General features: G+C 63.0%; 15 protein-coding genes. 8 read left to right on the top strand and 7 right to left on the bottom strand.

Going from position 1 to position 14839, the window contains the following annotated elements; genetic code table 11:
• Positions 1-74: 74 nt before the first annotated feature.
• The 4 genes from ACX80B_RS07910 to ACX80B_RS07895 all read right to left on the bottom strand — a co-directional run bounded on the left by ACX80B_RS07910 (position 75) and on the right by ACX80B_RS07895 (position 3832).
• Complete coding sequence (locus ACX80B_RS07910) at positions 75-854, bottom strand: hypothetical protein (protein WP_459294828.1); 780 nt, start codon at positions 852-854, stop codon at positions 75-77.
• Entirely contained in the window at positions 838-1188 is a 351-nt protein-coding gene (locus tag ACX80B_RS07905) for a hypothetical protein (RefSeq protein WP_459294826.1), read from the bottom strand. The genes ACX80B_RS07910 and ACX80B_RS07905 overlap by 17 nt, the downstream gene beginning before the upstream one ends.
• Positions 1189-1352: 164 nt before the next feature.
• Positions 1353-2012, bottom strand: coding sequence for a response regulator (locus tag ACX80B_RS07900; RefSeq protein ID WP_459294824.1), 660 nt, complete (start codon positions 2010-2012; stop codon positions 1353-1355).
• On the bottom strand, positions 2009-3832 hold the full coding sequence (locus ACX80B_RS07895) for a sensor histidine kinase (protein ID WP_459294822.1): 1824 nt from the start codon (positions 3830-3832) through the stop codon (positions 2009-2011). Before ACX80B_RS07895 ends, ACX80B_RS07900 begins: the two co-directional genes overlap by 4 nt.
• A 184-nt stretch (positions 3833-4016) precedes the next feature.
• Between ACX80B_RS07895 and ACX80B_RS07890 the strand changes: the two genes are divergently transcribed.
• The 8 genes from ACX80B_RS07890 to ACX80B_RS07855 all read left to right on the top strand — a co-directional run bounded on the left by ACX80B_RS07890 (position 4017) and on the right by ACX80B_RS07855 (position 12607).
• A complete protein-coding gene (locus ACX80B_RS07890) occupies positions 4017-5054 on the top strand; it encodes a Bug family tripartite tricarboxylate transporter substrate binding protein (protein ID WP_459294820.1) in 1038 nt (345 codons plus the stop codon).
• Positions 5051-5563, top strand: coding sequence for a tripartite tricarboxylate transporter TctB family protein (locus ACX80B_RS07885; RefSeq protein ID WP_459294818.1), 513 nt, complete (start codon positions 5051-5053; stop codon positions 5561-5563). Before ACX80B_RS07890 ends, ACX80B_RS07885 begins: the two co-directional genes overlap by 4 nt.
• 6 nt (positions 5564-5569) lie before the next feature.
• On the top strand, positions 5570-7084 hold the full coding sequence (locus ACX80B_RS07880) for a tripartite tricarboxylate transporter permease (protein ID WP_459294816.1): 1515 nt from the start codon (positions 5570-5572) through the stop codon (positions 7082-7084).
• A 22-nt stretch (positions 7085-7106) separates the two neighbouring features.
• Complete coding sequence (locus tag ACX80B_RS07875) at positions 7107-8195, top strand: NAD(P)/FAD-dependent oxidoreductase (protein WP_459294814.1); 1089 nt, start codon at positions 7107-7109, stop codon at positions 8193-8195.
• Positions 8196-8314: 119 nt separating this feature from the next.
• A complete protein-coding gene (locus ACX80B_RS07870; RefSeq protein WP_459294812.1) occupies positions 8315-8737 on the top strand; it encodes an organic hydroperoxide resistance protein in 423 nt (140 codons plus the stop codon).
• 31 nt (positions 8738-8768) lie between these two features.
• On the top strand, positions 8769-9470 hold the full coding sequence (locus ACX80B_RS07865; RefSeq protein ID WP_459294810.1) for a type 1 glutamine amidotransferase domain-containing protein: 702 nt from the start codon (positions 8769-8771) through the stop codon (positions 9468-9470).
• A 137-nt stretch (positions 9471-9607) separates the two neighbouring features.
• Complete coding sequence (locus tag ACX80B_RS07860) at positions 9608-10054, top strand: hypothetical protein (protein ID WP_459294808.1); 447 nt, start codon at positions 9608-9610, stop codon at positions 10052-10054.
• 198 nt (positions 10055-10252) lie between these two features.
• On the top strand, positions 10253-12607 hold the full coding sequence (locus ACX80B_RS07855; RefSeq protein WP_459294806.1) for an FdhF/YdeP family oxidoreductase: 2355 nt from the start codon (positions 10253-10255) through the stop codon (positions 12605-12607).
• A 73-nt stretch (positions 12608-12680) separates the two neighbouring features.
• On the opposite strand, the gene ACX80B_RS07850 is transcribed toward ACX80B_RS07855, so the two are convergent.
• The 3 genes from ACX80B_RS07850 to ACX80B_RS07840 all read right to left on the bottom strand — a co-directional run bounded on the left by ACX80B_RS07850 (position 12681) and on the right by ACX80B_RS07840 (position 14803).
• Positions 12681-12998: a DUF6457 domain-containing protein gene (locus tag ACX80B_RS07850; RefSeq protein WP_459294804.1), complete on the bottom strand. Its 318-nt coding sequence runs from the start codon at positions 12996-12998 to the stop codon at positions 12681-12683.
• A 110-nt stretch (positions 12999-13108) separates the two neighbouring features.
• Positions 13109-14206, bottom strand: a complete 1098-nt coding sequence (locus tag ACX80B_RS07845; RefSeq protein WP_459294802.1) for a hypothetical protein — start codon at positions 14204-14206, stop codon at positions 13109-13111.
• Between the two features lie 54 nt (positions 14207-14260).
• Positions 14261-14803, bottom strand: coding sequence for a VOC family protein (locus ACX80B_RS07840; RefSeq protein ID WP_459294800.1), 543 nt, complete (start codon positions 14801-14803; stop codon positions 14261-14263).
• Positions 14804-14839: the final 36 nt, after the last annotated feature.

The following is a 14839-nucleotide window of genomic DNA, read 5'->3' as shown; positions in this document are numbered from 1 at the left end:
AGTGGGAGGAACAGGATCCGGGCCAGGTTGGCGGTTTAGCCCTGGGTGTCAGCTACCTCCCGCGGCGCGAAGCCTCAGCCGTCATCGCCGTCATCGCCGGAAGAGTCGCCGTCGCCCCCGGGTAGAGGAGCGGGTGCGGCACTTCCCGGCTCAGGCGAGGGTTCGGGAGACTCGACTACGGGCGGAACGACCGGCTCCGTTTCCGGTGGCAATGAAGGTTCAGGTTCAGGCGGTGGCGGCGTGGTTGATGGCGGCGGGGCTGGAGGTGGCGATTCACCGCCCCCTGGCGTTCCCGACGGTGTCGGGGTCGGGGCCACTGGCGTACCCGGCGGGGTACCGGGTGCCGGAGTACCGCCGGGAGCGGGCGCGGGAACGAACCCGGAGCCCGGCGCTGGTGCCGGCGCGGGAGCTGGCGCCGGTGCGGGTGCCGGGGCGGGTGCCGGGGCAGGAGCCGGGGCAGGCGCTACATCTGGTACCGAAGGCGCCGGGTGGTCCGACCCATTGTCCGAATCGTTGTGCGAGTCCTGGGAAGAACTATCTTTCTGCTCTGCCTTGATTTTTGCTTCAAGATCGGCGCGCACCACCGTGATGGTGGCCGTAATGTCGTCGCTGCGTTCGGCATCGAGCAAACCATTTGCCGCAGCAAATTCCACCAGATCGGTCAATGTCACGAGGGCCTTCATGGCTTTGCCGTACTCGCCATCGGCGGCGTGCCCGGTAATCGTCAGGACCTTGCTTTGCAGCTCCTTGGCGGTTTTCGTGTTGTAATCCGCCGGGACCGAACATCCGGTGAGCAGGCCGAGGCCCAGCAGCGCCGCGGCTGCGCCGGACAGTAGCTTATTGGTCTTTATCATGGCGGCGCATTATCGAGTTTTCTGAAGCATCTCCGGTGGCGGAGAGTTCAGCGGCGAGTTGGTAGTAGTGCTGCAGAGTTTCGGGGCCGGGGTCCTGATCGACAATCCGCGAATACGCCTCGTCGCTGAGTACGGCGGGACCGTTGTTGAGGGCGGTGTTGATCCTGCTGGGTCCTTGTTCGCTGACGTCGCCGGCGTTGGAAACAGAAACGATGGCGGAATGCTTACCTGCCCGCCGGCTAAGGGCGGTGCGGACCCATGACGCAATCCCGGAAAGTGGCCCTGAGGCTTGTTTGGTCCGGGTGGAAACGGGTGACCGCAGATTGGAATCCAAGAAAATTTCTCCATGCTGAAAAGAGCGTTTGGCCCTTGCTCAACCATTGTCTACGTTACGCAGGTCTGTCTCGGCAAAGCAAGCATCGCCGTCGTAATGACGAATTGCGAACGCACCGCCCCTGACAGGTATGCATGGAACGGCGGCGCGCCACTCTTTTTTGTCTAGTGTGCGAGGCCGTACCTGTGTTCGGGGCGTCCGGTGTTCCCGTAGCGGAGCTGGATGTCGACGGCGCCGTCGTCGACCAGTGCGGACAGATACCGCTGCGCGGTGGCCCGGGAGACGCCGACCTGCTTGGCGACGGCGATGGTGGAATACTGCTCGCCCGGCTGAAGCGCCTCCAAGACGGCGGTTTCGGTGGCGGAACGCGCACGGCTCGGGCCGGCCGGGGTCGAGGGACTGAGCGACCGGATGGCGCGTTCGATCGTGTCTTGGTCGACGGTCTGGTCTCCGGCCAGCATGCGCCGGTAGCGCGCGTAGGCACGCAACCGTTGCGTCAGCTGATCGGCGGCGAAAGGTTTAATCAGGTAGCCGATCGCGCCCCGCCGCAGGGCCTGGCGCACTGAAGCAGCCTCCGCCGCGGCGCTGAGGATGAGGACGTCGGTGTCCAGGGTCCGCAGCAGGTCCAGGCCGTAGGCGTCCGGAAGGTAGACATCCAGCAGAACAAGATCGGGATGCTGGCTTTCGACGGAGCGCAGGGCCTGTTCGGCGGTTCCGGCAGGACTCAGGGCCTTGAAACCGGGAACCGAATCCACATAGGCCGCATGGAGCTTCGCGACGTGGAAGTCGTCGTCGACAATCAGTACGTGCAGATCCTCACTCATTCAACCCCTCCAGCCGGCTCTTCTACCGAAATTGTGTGTCGCGGAGCCGGCCTCGGTTCCACCGTACCGGGCAGCCGCGCGCAGAACACCGCACCGGGCCCAGCTGAGCTTCCGTTTTCGGCCAACCAAACATCGCCACCGCGGTCCCGGGCGATCTGCCTGCATAGCGGCAGCCCCAGCCCTTGCCCGTGCGCATCCAGCGGTGTCGCGGCCGCAGTGGAATAACCTTCGGTGAAGATCTGCGCGCCGCCGGGTGTGCCGTCACCGGAGTCCGCCACCACCACGTGAAGAACACCGTCGCCGCCGGTCAGCTCATCCAGCAGTTCGACCTCCACCCAGCGGTCGGTATTGCTGCCGTGCACCGCCGCATGCACTGCGTTGTCGATGAGGTTTCCGATCACCGTGGTGACGTCGTGGGCGTCCGAGATCCGCCCGCGCACCAGGGTTTCCGGCCCGATCCGCAGGTGCACTCCGCGTTCGGCCGCCTCCACACTCTTCGCCCCAATGAACGCGCGCAGATACGGATCATCGAGCAGTTCCGCCTGCTCCACCGGATACTTCAATGGTCCGGTGGCGAGCAGTCCGCCCACGTATTCCTCCGCCTCGCGGTAATCGCCAATGCCCAGCAGGCCGGACACCGTGTGGAGCCGGTTGGCGAACTCGTGCCGCTGGGCGCGCAACGCCGTCGTCATCGCGCTGACCGCCTGCAACTGCCGCGTCAGGGACTGCAGCTGGGTGCGGTCGCGCAGCATGATGACGGTGCCGAGGTCCGGGCCGTGGCCCCGGCGCTGCACTGCCCGCGCGTTCATGATCAGCACCCGCGAGCTGATCACCTCTTCGATCGACGGCGATTCCGGCATCGCCTGCTCCACCAGCTTTGATAACGACGGCGGCAGTCCGGCTTCGTCCAGAAGGCACCCAACGACGTCGTCCCCGGGCCTTAATCCGAGCAGCCGGCGAGCTTCCGCGTTGACCACCGTGATCCGCCGGTCGGCCGAAATGCCGATTACGCCTTCGTCCACCCCGCGCAGCACCGCTTCCTGGTCCTGCGCCAATGCAGTGATTTCCTCCGGTTCGAGCCCGAGCGTGAGCCGGCGCAGCCGCCTGCCCAGCAACCAGGAACCAACGACACCGAGCGCCAGGGCGGAGACCGCGGTCAGGGCGATCGGGACGATGTCTTTACGCAGGTTGTTCAGAATATCTGCGATGGCGAAACCGACGCTGACCTCGCCCACCACCAGCGATTCGGATCCCGGCGCGTAGATCGGTACCTTCGCGCGGGCCGACAGGCCGAGCGTGCCCCGCTCAACATTGGTCACCTCGAGGCCGTTGAGCGCCGCCGTCGGGTCAGTGCTGACCCGGTGACCCAGCCGCTCCGGGTTGGGGTGCGTGAGCCGGATGCCCTCGTCATCGGTAGTCACCACGAACAAGGCCCCGGTGCGGGCGCGGATATCCTTCGCCAGCGGCACCAGCGGCCCGTTCTCCAACTGGCTTTGCGGCAGCTCCGCGGCATTGGCCTCCGTCATCCGGGCGGCTCCGGAACGCACCTTGTCGTAAGTGGCGACGGTCCGGGCGACGGATAACGCCCGAAGTTCGGCTTCCATGCCGAGGCGCTGGTACGTCAGCCACCCGTGCACGGACGCGGTTACCAGCACGACGAGAGCGACGACGGCGAGCTGCAGCAGCAGAATCTGGCTGGCGAAGTTCAGCCCCGGAAGGCGCATTCGCCAAAGATTCCGGGGCGGTTGCACGAACCGCTCCGGCGGAGGCGCGGCGGCAGGCCCGGTCCGGGTCGAACTGTTTGTATCCCGCAGGTTCATGGCGCCTCCTCCCCGGCAAAAACTCTGTGATCAAAATGAGCAGAACTCAAACAATAAGCATTATGCGACGAAAATTGAAACAAGCACCAACAGTGATCCGGGCCACTATATCGTCAGTAGCGCAGGTCACAGCAATGGCCTCCCAGAACAACACCCGCACCTTCATCGAAGAGGATGGTCAGAAATGAGAATTTCCAGGAACGTTTCCAGAAAACGCCGTTTGGCGCAGTGGGGCGCACCGCTTGCGGCAGGGCTGCTGGTGCTGACGGGCTGTGGCGGAAGCGGCGGAGGAGGCGGTGAAGGTGGCGGCGATGCGGCTGCCGAATATCCCACCGAGGCCATTCAAGTTATGGCTCCGGCCGATCCCGGCGGCGGCTACGACATGACCGCACGCTCCATCGCACGGTCGCTGGACGAGGGTGGTGTGATCGAGACCGGCTCCGACGTCTACAACGTGCCCGGCGGCTCCGGCACCATTGGCTTGACCCAGTTCGTCGGCGAAAACGCCGGCGACCCGCACCAGCTGATGGTGATCGGCAAGATCCTGGTCGGCGCCATCGAGCAGACCGACTCGCAGGTCGACCTTGATGACACGACGCCGATCGCCCGCTTGACGGCCGAATATGACGCCATCGCGGTGCCGGCTGATTCGAAGTACAAGAACCTCAAGCAGTTGATGGAGGACTTCAAGGCGGATCCGGGCAGCATTGCCTGGGGCGGCGGGTCCGTCGGCGGTGTGGACCAGATCCTGATCGCCAAGATGGCTGAGGCTGTCGGCATCGAACCATCCAAGATCAACTACATCCCCTACTCCGGTGGTGGCGAGCTGACTCCAGCCATCCTGTCCGGCGACGTCGACGCGGCCGCATCCGGGCTCGCGGAGTTCGCTGACCAGATCGCCGCCGGGGAGATGCGCCTGCTGGCCGTCTCCAGCGAGGAGCCGATCGAAGGCGTGGACGCTCCGACCATCATCGAGGCAGGCTACGACGTTTCCATTGCCAACTGGCGCGGCGTCGTCGCACCGCCGGAGATCACCGACGAGCAGCGTGCCGCCGTCGTCTCCATGATCGAGGAAATGCACGACACCGAAGAATGGCAGCAGGTCCTTGAGGCGAACAACTGGGAGGACTACCTGCTGACCGGTGAGGAGTTCTCCGAGTACATCGATCAGGAAGACAAGGACATCACCAAGACCCTGAAGGACCTGGGGATCGTCGAGTGATCGACAGCAACATCGACTCCGCGCAGCTCTCACGGGGCAAGCTCGGAACCAGGATCGCCGCCGCCGTCATAATTCTTGGCGCGGCGGTGGTCCTGTTCGACGCGTTCCGCATTGCTTCCGAGGGTGGTTTCGGGCCGCAGCAGCCCGGCTTCTTCCCTGTCATCGTCGGCATCGGCCTGATGGGTTTCGGGATCGCTTTCCTGGTCCGCACCACCCTGAAGCCGGATTACGACCTTCGGGAACAGGCCGCCGAGGAGCACGCCGACACGCACTGGCGAACACTGTGGACGGTGATCGTTGGCCTGGTGATCTACGCCTACGTGCTCGAACCGATCGGCTACATTCCGGCTACCGCAATCTTCTTTGTGGCCATCGCCTGGGTGGGCGGGAGCCGTAAATGGATCCGCGACATCATCGTCGCTGTACTCTTCTCCGTCGCTGTCTACTTCTTCTTCACCGAGGTGCTCGGCGTGCGGTTGCCAGCCGGACTAATGGAAATGGTGTTGTAACAACGTATGGATGTTTTATCCGATCTGGCGGGTGGCTTTGCCAACGCCTTCGAGCTGCAGTATTTGATCTACGCCGCCGTCGGCGTCACTATTGGCACCTTCGTCGGCGTCCTGCCCGGCATCGGCCCGGCCCTGGCGCTGGCGCTGCTGCTGCCGCTGACCTATGGTTTCGACCCGACCGGCGCACTGATCATCTTCGCCGGTATTTACTACGGCTCCCTCTACGGCGGCGCCATCACCTCCATCCTGCTCAACACCCCCGGTGAAGCAGGGTCGGTTGCGACGGCGATAGACGGGCATCCGATGGCGAAGGCCGGCCGTGCCGGTCCCGCATTGGCGACGGCGGTGATGGGCTCCTTCTTCGCAGGCATCATCTCGACGCTCGGGTTGACGTTCCTCGCGCCCCTTGTGGCGAACCTGGCCAAGTCCTTCCAGGCCACCGATTACTTTGCCCTGATGGTGCTCGCCTTCGTTTCTGTCACCGCTTTGGTGGGGACTTCCATCATCCGCGGCATGATCAGCCTCTTCGCCGGCCTGTTTATCGGCCTGATCGGGCTCGACTTCCTTACCGGACAGCAGCGCTTCACCTTCGGCGCACCCGAGCTGCTCGGCGGAGTCGACATCGTCATTGTCGTGATCGGTCTCTTCGCCATTGGCGAGGCGCTCTACGGACTGGCCCGGCTGCAGTTCGCCAAGGAGGAAAAGGTCGAATTCTCCGGCCGGATCTGGTTGAACAAGGCAGAACGCAAGCGCGTCTGGAAACCATGGATCCGCGGCGGCCTGCTCGGCTTCACCTTCGGCTCGATGCCCACCGGTGGTTCGGAAGTTCCGACCTTCCTTTCCTACAACCTGGAGAAGCGGCTCTCGAAGCACAAGGACGAGTTCGGCAAGGGCGCCATCGAAGGTATCGCCGGACCGGAAGCGGCCAACAACGCCTCCTTCTCGGGTGTCCTGGTGCCGCTGCTGACTCTCGGAATTCCGACGTCGGCCACGGCAGCCATCATCCTGTCCGCCTTCCAGATCTACAACATCCAGCCGGGGCCGCAACTCTTCGAGACCTCTCCCGACCTGGTCTGGACGCTGATTGCGTCGCTGTTCATCGGCAACGTGATGCTGCTGGTGATCAACCTGCCGCTGGTGAAACTCTGGATCAAGATCCTCGAGATCCCGAAGCAGCTGCTCTACACCGGCATCCTGGTGTTCGGCATTCTCGGTGTGTATTCGATTTCGGGCAGTCTGGTCGAGGTACTGATTGTCTGCGCGATCGGTGTCGCCGGCTTTTTCATGCGGGTCTACGACTTCCCGGTTGCCCCGGCCATCCTGGGTGCCATTCTGGGCCCAATGATGGAAACCCAACTGCGCCGGGCGCTCTCGATCAGCCAGGGCGACTTCTCGGTGTTCTTCACCCGGCCGCTGACCGTGGGGCTCCTGCTGGTGGCAGTCGCCATCCTGGTACTGCCGTCGCTGATGCCGAAGATCCTCCCTAAGCGCAACGACGCCGACAAAGTCGGGGCCGAGTAGCAAAGAAGGGAGGAAAGCTCGCGTGAACGGTGAGGTAGCGGTAGTCGGTGCCGGAATCGTCGGATTATCGACGGCGTACGCCCTCAAGCAGCGCGGTGTCGACATCACTCTGTATGACGCTGCTCCTCCCGGCAGCGGCCAGTCCGCCGGGCAATCGAGGATCTTCCGGCACGCCCACAACGATCCGCGGCTCGTGGACTTTGTCCGGACCAGCCGGGGGCTGTGGCGACAGTGGGAACAGGACTGGGGTATCGAGCTGATATCGCCCGACGGCGCCGTGGCGATCGGCCAAACTGTGGGGAACAAGCTGGAGACCTTGGCGAAGTTCGACAACATCCCCGCGCGGATCCTCGACCCGCTGGAGCTCCATGACGTCCTCCCGATCCTTGCCGATTATTCGGATCCTGCCATGTTCGACGTCGACGGCGGCGCGATCCGGACGCTTTCGGCAATCGGTGCGTTATCCAGCCGGCTGCAGGAAAAGCTGGTCACCGATCACGTGCTCTCCGTCCGCCGGACTGCAACAGGAAAGATGGAGCTGCGTACCGGTACCCGCTGCGACGTGTTCGACCATATTGTATTGTGCGCTGGCCGCGGAACAGCAGCCTTGGCCAGGGGCGCCGGAATGACCATCCCGGTGAACCTCGCCGCACATGTGCGCGCCACCTTTGAGCTACGTGAGAATGTTCCTGCGGGACTGCCCACGTTTCAGGACGGCAGCGGGGCGTTCGGCGAAACCGGCATCTACGCCGCGCCCAATCCGGACAACCGGTACTACTCCGTGGGCCTGAGCGAGACTGTCAATGTGCTCGACGACGGCAGCCTGGCCGATCCTTTCGCCCTCGCCGAACTGGCTGACCGGACTGCCGCCTATGTAGAACGGGCACTGCCCGGGCTCGACCCGCATCCCGTCGACTATGTGCACTGCTGGGTCACCTTGCTTCCCTGGGGCGAAGACGGCGTCGGCGCCTGGTCGCAGGACGGCCTGACGGCGGTGGCCGGGCACAATCTGTTCAAGCAGGCGCCGGCCCTTGGCGAAGCACTCGCCGCGGCCGCCACAGGCAACGGACTCCCCGAAGCTCTCAAACCGGAATCCCAACTCGGGCGCTGATCAGCGTTTCGGCAATTGTCCGCCTCTACCGCCGTGAGCTCTACCGCGCGAGGAATTCCGCCAGCACTGCCCGCGTTGCACGCACTATCCCCGAAAACTTCAATTGGAAGGACCAACCCATGAACGCTCTCTACACCGCCTCGGCAATCTCCACCGGCGACGGACGTACAGGACGGTCCCGGACCAGCGACGGAGTGTTGGACGTGGAGTTGGCCGTTCCCGCGGAAATGGGCGGTGCGGGCGGAGGAACCAACCCGGAGCAACTCTTCGCCGCCGGTTACGCAGCTTGCTTCCACAGCGCGTTGAAGGCCAGCGCCCGCCAGCAGCAGCTTTCCATCAGCGATTCGGCGGTAACAGCCGATGTGCACTTCTTGAATAACGACGACGACGGCTATGGCTTGGCGGTCGACATCGCCGTCGAAATGGCCGGCGTGGATCAGGAAACGGCTGAAGGCCTCACCGCAGCCGCACACAAGATATGCCCCTACTCCAACGCTACGCAGGGCAATATCGAGGTGTCGGTGGAAACGACCGTCGCGTAGTAAAACGAATCACGAGAGAAGGAGAAACACTATGGCTAACATTCTGATGGTCGTCTCGGCCGCAGATTCGCTCACCATGAAGGATGGCAGCGAGCATCCGACCGGTTACTGGGCCGAGGAGCTCGTCGCATCCCACCGCGAACTCCGCAACGCGGGTCACACCGTGGATATCGCCACTCCGGGCGGAGTAAAGCCGACCGTGGACCAGGTCAGCCTGGACCCGGGAGCGGCGGGCAGCGAGGAAAAGGCCAACGACTTCCGGGAGTACATCGCCGGAATCGATGATGAATTGTCTTCTCCCCTCAAACTTGCCGATGTTGCGGCAGCCGATTATGCCGCCGTCGTAATTCCCGGTGGACACGGCCCGATGGCTGATCTCTTCGAGGACACGGACCTGGGACGGATCCTGATTGAAACCGATCAGGCCGGTAAGATCATCGCCCCGTTCTGCCATGGTCCCGCGGCCCTCCTCAGCGCCGTCGGCGCCGATGGTAAGTTCCGCTTCGAAGGCCGTCAGGTCACGGTCTTCACCAATGAGGAAGAACTGGGCGGCGGCACCGGCGAAAACACGCCGTGGCTGGTGGAGACTGCGCTGCGGAACAAGGGCGCCGTCGTCGAAGTCGGTCCCAACTGGTCGAGCTATGTGGTCCGCGACGGAAACCTGATCAGCGGCCAGAATCCGCAGTCCAGTGAGGATGTCGCCAAGGAAGTTATTGGCGCGCTGACCGAGTAAAGCCGGTGCCGAGTACCGGTGTCACAGGCGATTTGAGCCTCAGCAAAAAAATCTCAAATCGATACCAATCCGGTAACGGGGCGCGTCCCGAAGCACTAATGTCCTCTACCCCAACAGGAAATTATGGAGGCAACATTATGCAGAACACGTTTACCAAGTCCCTCGCCGTCACCGCCGTCAGCGGTCTGATGCTCGTCGGAGGCGCCGGCATGGCCAGCGCCAGCACCGGAGATTCCACCAACACCAACTTGGATGGGGTCACCACTGAGGTGTCCGACAACCGCGTCGACGACAGCGGCAACCTGTCGCTGGGCGGCATCCTCAACGATGCGGTCGACACCGGTGACATCGCGAGCAACAACAACGTGCTCAGCGGAATCGACGCCGACGTCTCCGACAACCTCAACGGCATCGCCAGCGGAAACGACGCTGACGTGACTGCCAACCCTGATGTGGACAGCAACGTTGACGCCGATTCAGACGCCGGCAGCAATGTCGACGCCGACACCTCGGCCGACAGCACCACGGACAACGCCTACTACGGCGGATCCGACAACGAGGGCCTGCTGGGCGGACTGCTCTAGCCCAACCCTCAAGGAACTGTGTGGCACCCATCCCAGCCGGGGCGGGTGCCACACCCATGTCCGGGTCAAAATTTCAGTCTCCGCCGCCGCGGTTCCATTGCGGCGCCGTGTCTTTACTGCTAGGCCTTAACCATGCGCCTCGTTCCAGAACGAGCACGCCTTCAGTACAGGCAAGGGTGAGCGAAGGGACCCGCAACAATGACTCATAATGAACCCCCGGTGGAAGAAGTCGACGAGAACGAACTCGAGGTCGATAAGCCGAAAGATTGGGCCGCGGGTATTCCGGGCGTTTATTACTCGATGCAGCCTGCCGTAAAGCATATGGGCGTCGAGCGGACGGCGAAAACGCTCCTCTCGCTGAACCAGAAAGACGGCTTTGACTGCATGAGCTGCGCGTGGCCGGATCCCGGTCACCGCAAAACCTTCGAGTTCTGCGAAAACGGGGCGAAGGCAGTCACCTGGGAAGCCACGCCCGTCGTCATCTCTTCTGATTTTTGGGCGGAGCATTCCGTCACCGACCTGCTGGAGCACTCCGAGTATTGGCTGGGCATGCAGGGACGCCTCACTGAGCCGGTCTACAAGCCTGCCGGCGAGGACCACTACCGGCCAGTCAGCTGGGAAGAGGCGTTCTCGGTTATCGCCAAGAAGTTGAACAGTCTGGACTCCCCCGACGAGGCCGCCTTCTACACCAGCGGCCGCACCTCGAACGAGGCCGCCTTCGCCTACCAGCTGTTCGTGCGCGCCTACGGCACCAACAACCTGCCGGACTGCTCCAACATGTGCCACGAGTCCTCCGGCTGGGCGATGGGCCAGACCATCGGCATCGGCAAGGCCACGGTCACTTACAAAGACTTCGAAATGGCCGACCTGATCATCATCATGGGCCAGAACCCCGGCACCAACCACCCGCGGATGCTTACCGCCCTGGAGGATGCGAAGCATAAAGGCGCCCAGATCGTCGCCGTGAATCCGATGCCGGAAGCCGGTCTGAAGCGGTACAAGAACCCGCAGCGCGTCAGTGGCGTCGTCGGGAGCGGCACCGAGATGGCCGATCAGTTCCTGCAGATCCGGCTCAGCGGCGACATGGCGCTGATGCAGGCGCTGTCCAAGCGCGTGCTCGACGCCGAGGCGAAGAAACCGGGATCGGTCCTGGACCACGCATTCCTCGAGCGGCACTGCCAGGGCCTGGACGAGTTGCGCGCGCACCTCGCCGATCTCGATGAGCAGGCCGTGCTGGAAGCGACGGGTCTGCGCGCCGAGGAAATCGACGAGCTCGCCAACCGCTACATGAAGGCCGAGAAGGTCATCATCTGCTGGGCGATGGGACTGACGCAGCAGACCAAGGGTGTCGCCACCATCAAGGAGATCATCAACCTCCTGCTGCTGCGCGGCAACATCGGCAAACCCGGCGCCGGCGCCTCCCCCATCCGCGGCCACAGCAACGTGCAGGGCGACCGCACCATGGGAATCTGGGAGCAAATGCCTCCGGCCTTCCTGGACTCGATCGAGAAAGAATTCGGCTTCAATCCGCCGCGTGCCCACGGAACCGATGCGGTCCAGACCATTGAGAAACTGCGCGACGGCGAGATCAAGTTCTTCATGGCCGTCGGCGGAAACCTGGTGGCCGCCGTCTCGGACACGAACGCGACCGAGGCCGCCATGAAGAGTGCCGACATGACGGTCCAGGTCTCGACCAAACTGAACCGGTCCCACGCCGTGATCGGCGAGGAAGCGCTGATCCTGCCCACCATGGGCCGCACTGAAATCGACATCCAGGCGGCCGGCGAGCAGTTCGTTTCGGTGGAGGATACGGTCTGCGCCGTGCATCCGTCCTGGGGCAAGGTGGAGCCGGTCGCGCCAAACCTGCTCTCGGAAGTCTCCATCGTCACCCGTCTCGCACGCGCTGTTCTGGGCGACAAGGTAAACGTTGACTGGGCCGGCTTCGAACGGAACTACGATGTCATCCGCGAGCACATCTCCCATGTGGTCGGCGGCTGCGAGAGCTACAACGAGAAGATCCGCCAGGAGGGTGGATTCGTCCTGCCGAACGGCCCACGGGACTCACGGACGTTCAACACCCCCACCGGCAAGGCGATGCTGACGGTGAACGAACTGCAGCATGTCGAACGCCCGTCCGGAACCCTGATCCTGCAGACGCTGCGTTCGCATGACCAGTTCAACACCACCATCTACGGGCACAACGACCGCTACCGGGGCATCAGGAACGGCCGCCATGTGGTCTTTGTGAATCCGGAAGATCTGACCGAGCTCGGCATCAAGGACGGCCAGCTGGTGGATGTCCACGGAGAGTACGACGACGGCGCTGACAGGGTGCTGCGCAAGTTCCGTGTCGTTTCGTACCCGACTGCGCGTGGTTGCGCAGCCGCGTACTATCCGGAAGCGAATGTGCTGGTGCCACTCGGTCATCTGGCCGAAGGCAGCAATACCCCGGTTTCCAAGGCGGTCATTGTCCGGCTTGAACCAAGTCCCGAAGCAGAGAGCGACACCACGATGCCGGAGGATGCCGCAGCAGCGGCGCCGGCACCGGCCTAAGACCGGAAAGCGCGGCCGCGGCTTCAAGAATCCGGAGCCGTAACCGCGCTTTCTGCTGTCTTGATCTGTTGACTTATTGAGCGGTGCCCGTCCAGCCATCGCGGTCCGGTCCGCCCGCCGCTCCACCTTCGACCAGGTCCAGAACGACGTCGGCCGCCGACCGTGCCGCCTCGTCCCCGGACTTCCTGCCGTTTCTGGCCGCCATCCCGGCTGCATACCCCATCGCGAAGGTGCTGATCGGACCTGCCGACTTGGTCACGCCCTGGGATGATTTCTCCGCCACCTCGAGGATCTTCGCCTGATCCATCTTCAGGTCAAGAAGCTGCAGTGCCTGCGTGATCCGCATGCTCCATTCGATCAACGTGCGTTCTTCGTCGTCGCTGTAGGTCATCACTTTTCCTTCAATATGGGGAACTGGGACGGGCTTCCTCTCAAGGGATAGCACCACCGGCCGCATTGCACAATGGACGAGCCCGTCCGCCCGCCCCGGCAGTCAAAGAATCACGTTTCCCTACGGGTGAACGCCGCAGCGCGGACCACCGCATCATCCTCAAGCCCGGCGCCCAGCGCACCACCCACCGTGGCCAGCGCCGTGGTGAGCAAGGCAAGTTTTATGTATTCCAAGATTCCGACCGGGCCGCCAACGACGCCGGCAAACACCCCGGCGTCGACCAGCAGCAGCCCCGCCAACAGAGACAGAAAGAACAAAGCAGCATAAAAGGTCAACATCCCAATTACCACTGTCGTCGTCGTGGCCAGGTTAAAGAGGATCACCTGCTCGCGCTCCTCCCGGCGCCGCGGACGTTCCCACAGGCCAGCCCCCACAACAAGGGTCGCACTCACCGCACCAACTGCCAGCAGACCTAGAGTTGTCAGCCGGAACGTGCCGTATGCCGTCGCCAGTAACCATAGGTCGGAGGTCACCAGCGCAATCACCGCCGTCGCGGCCGCAGCCGTGAGTGCCCGGGACAGGCTCACCGCCAGCAACCATGGACGGTTCGCCCTGATCAGCCCCAGCAAAAGATGGAAGTTTCCGCCGATCACCCGGGCCGTGAACTGGGCCGCATTTTCCTCTGCGTGGGCGTCCAGGTCTGCGGACCTCTCCTGCGCGGTCCGCGCCAGTTCCACCTGGCTGGCAGCATCATCCGGGTCGTATCCCAGCAAAGTTCCGATCAGCCGCACGGTCGTCTCGCGCACCTTCTCACGTACGCGGACGGCACCAAGAGCCGGTACGGAGACGAGACCGACACCGTGGACGGGGCTGACTTCTGTGAGCACCGTCTTCTTGTGGTGTTTCAGCAGGAAGTCGGTCAGTACGACCACCAAATCCCAATCCTCGTCGAGCATCCTGTCGCGGGCCGCCTCCAGCAGCTCAAGCTGATCAACCGGCGGATCGAACAGTCTGTCTTCGACCACCACGACCTGCCAATCCACTCCCGGCATCCGGTTACGGAGATGGTTCGGGAAACCTTCAGTGATTTCCTTGCGAACAGTAGGGGCAAGTTGTGGGGAGACTACGACGCCGAGGATCAGTTTCGGGATGGGTGCGCCATTATCATCGGTACTGGCGGCAGGCGACGCGGAGCTCTCATCAGACATAGATACGTATCCTAGCGAACCTGGCGTACCTGGACGCCGTTGCTTCGAACAGATTCACCGTGTGTCTTCTGCAGCCGCTTGACGCCGCCTATCGGCCAGCAATTCATCGACCAGATTGGTTCCTTGCAGTTTCGCGCGGACCAGATCTTTCATGTGGTCACGAGTAAGTGCCTCTGCTGTCTCCGTTTGCGTCGAAGGCGAAAGAAATTCCAGCCGGTTGCCGTTGTTGTCCCACAAGTAGAACCGGCGCATTCCCGGGAAGTTGTTGTCCCAGTCCGGTTCATATCCATGACTTTCCACCCGCAGTGCAAGCGCATCGATATCTCGGACGAGGATCCCAGGATGCGCCTTCTTCTGCGGTCGAAAATCTTCCTCCACCCCAAGGTGAATCTCCAAACCGTCAGCCCGAACCCATAGTCCGCCCCGAGCCGCGAGAATCGGTGGCTTCTGGACTTCCGTCAAACCTAAAACACCGACATAGAAGTTGCGGCTCTCCTCCTCGCCGCCTGGCGGCAACGCCAACTGAACGTGATGCGGACCCAACCCCAACTCTGTTTGATGAGGTTCTGACTCATATGGTTCGACCGACATCGGCATGCAAATCCCCTGACCATGTGGCAGTTTCGGTTCATT

The organism is Arthrobacter monumenti (assembly GCF_054511255.1).
Note: the sequence above shows the minus strand (reverse complement) of the source record. Positions and strands in the feature narration are given on the sequence as shown.

Bases quoted from the DNA above. Each gene is read 5' to 3' on its own strand.
- ACX80B_RS07900 (WP_459294824.1), bottom strand. From the start codon at position 2,012: ATGAGTGAGGATCTGCACGTACTGATTGTCGACGACGACTTCCACGTC.
- ACX80B_RS07890 (WP_459294820.1), top strand. From the start codon at position 4,017: ATGAGAATTTCCAGGAACGTTTCCAGAAAACGCCGTTTGGCGCAGTGG.
- ACX80B_RS07855 (WP_459294806.1), top strand. From the start codon at position 10,253: ATGACTCATAATGAACCCCCGGTGGAAGAAGTCGACGAGAACGAACTC.
- ACX80B_RS07910 (WP_459294828.1), bottom strand. From the start codon at position 854: ATGATAAAGACCAATAAGCTACTGTCCGGCGCAGCCGCGGCGCTGCTG.
- ACX80B_RS07895 (WP_459294822.1), bottom strand. From the start codon at position 3,832: ATGAACCTGCGGGATACAAACAGTTCGACCCGGACCGGGCCTGCCGCC.
- ACX80B_RS07850 (WP_459294804.1), bottom strand. From the start codon at position 12,998: ATGACCTACAGCGACGACGAAGAACGCACGTTGATCGAATGGAGCATG.
- ACX80B_RS07845 (WP_459294802.1), bottom strand. From the start codon at position 14,206: ATGTCTGATGAGAGCTCCGCGTCGCCTGCCGCCAGTACCGATGATAAT.
- ACX80B_RS07865 (WP_459294810.1), top strand. From the start codon at position 8,769: ATGGCTAACATTCTGATGGTCGTCTCGGCCGCAGATTCGCTCACCATG.
- ACX80B_RS07880 (WP_459294816.1), top strand. From the start codon at position 5,570: ATGGATGTTTTATCCGATCTGGCGGGTGGCTTTGCCAACGCCTTCGAG.
- ACX80B_RS07840 (WP_459294800.1), bottom strand. From the start codon at position 14,803: ATGCCGATGTCGGTCGAACCATATGAGTCAGAACCTCATCAAACAGAG.
- ACX80B_RS07870 (WP_459294812.1), top strand. From the start codon at position 8,315: ATGAACGCTCTCTACACCGCCTCGGCAATCTCCACCGGCGACGGACGT.
- ACX80B_RS07860 (WP_459294808.1), top strand. From the start codon at position 9,608: ATGCAGAACACGTTTACCAAGTCCCTCGCCGTCACCGCCGTCAGCGGT.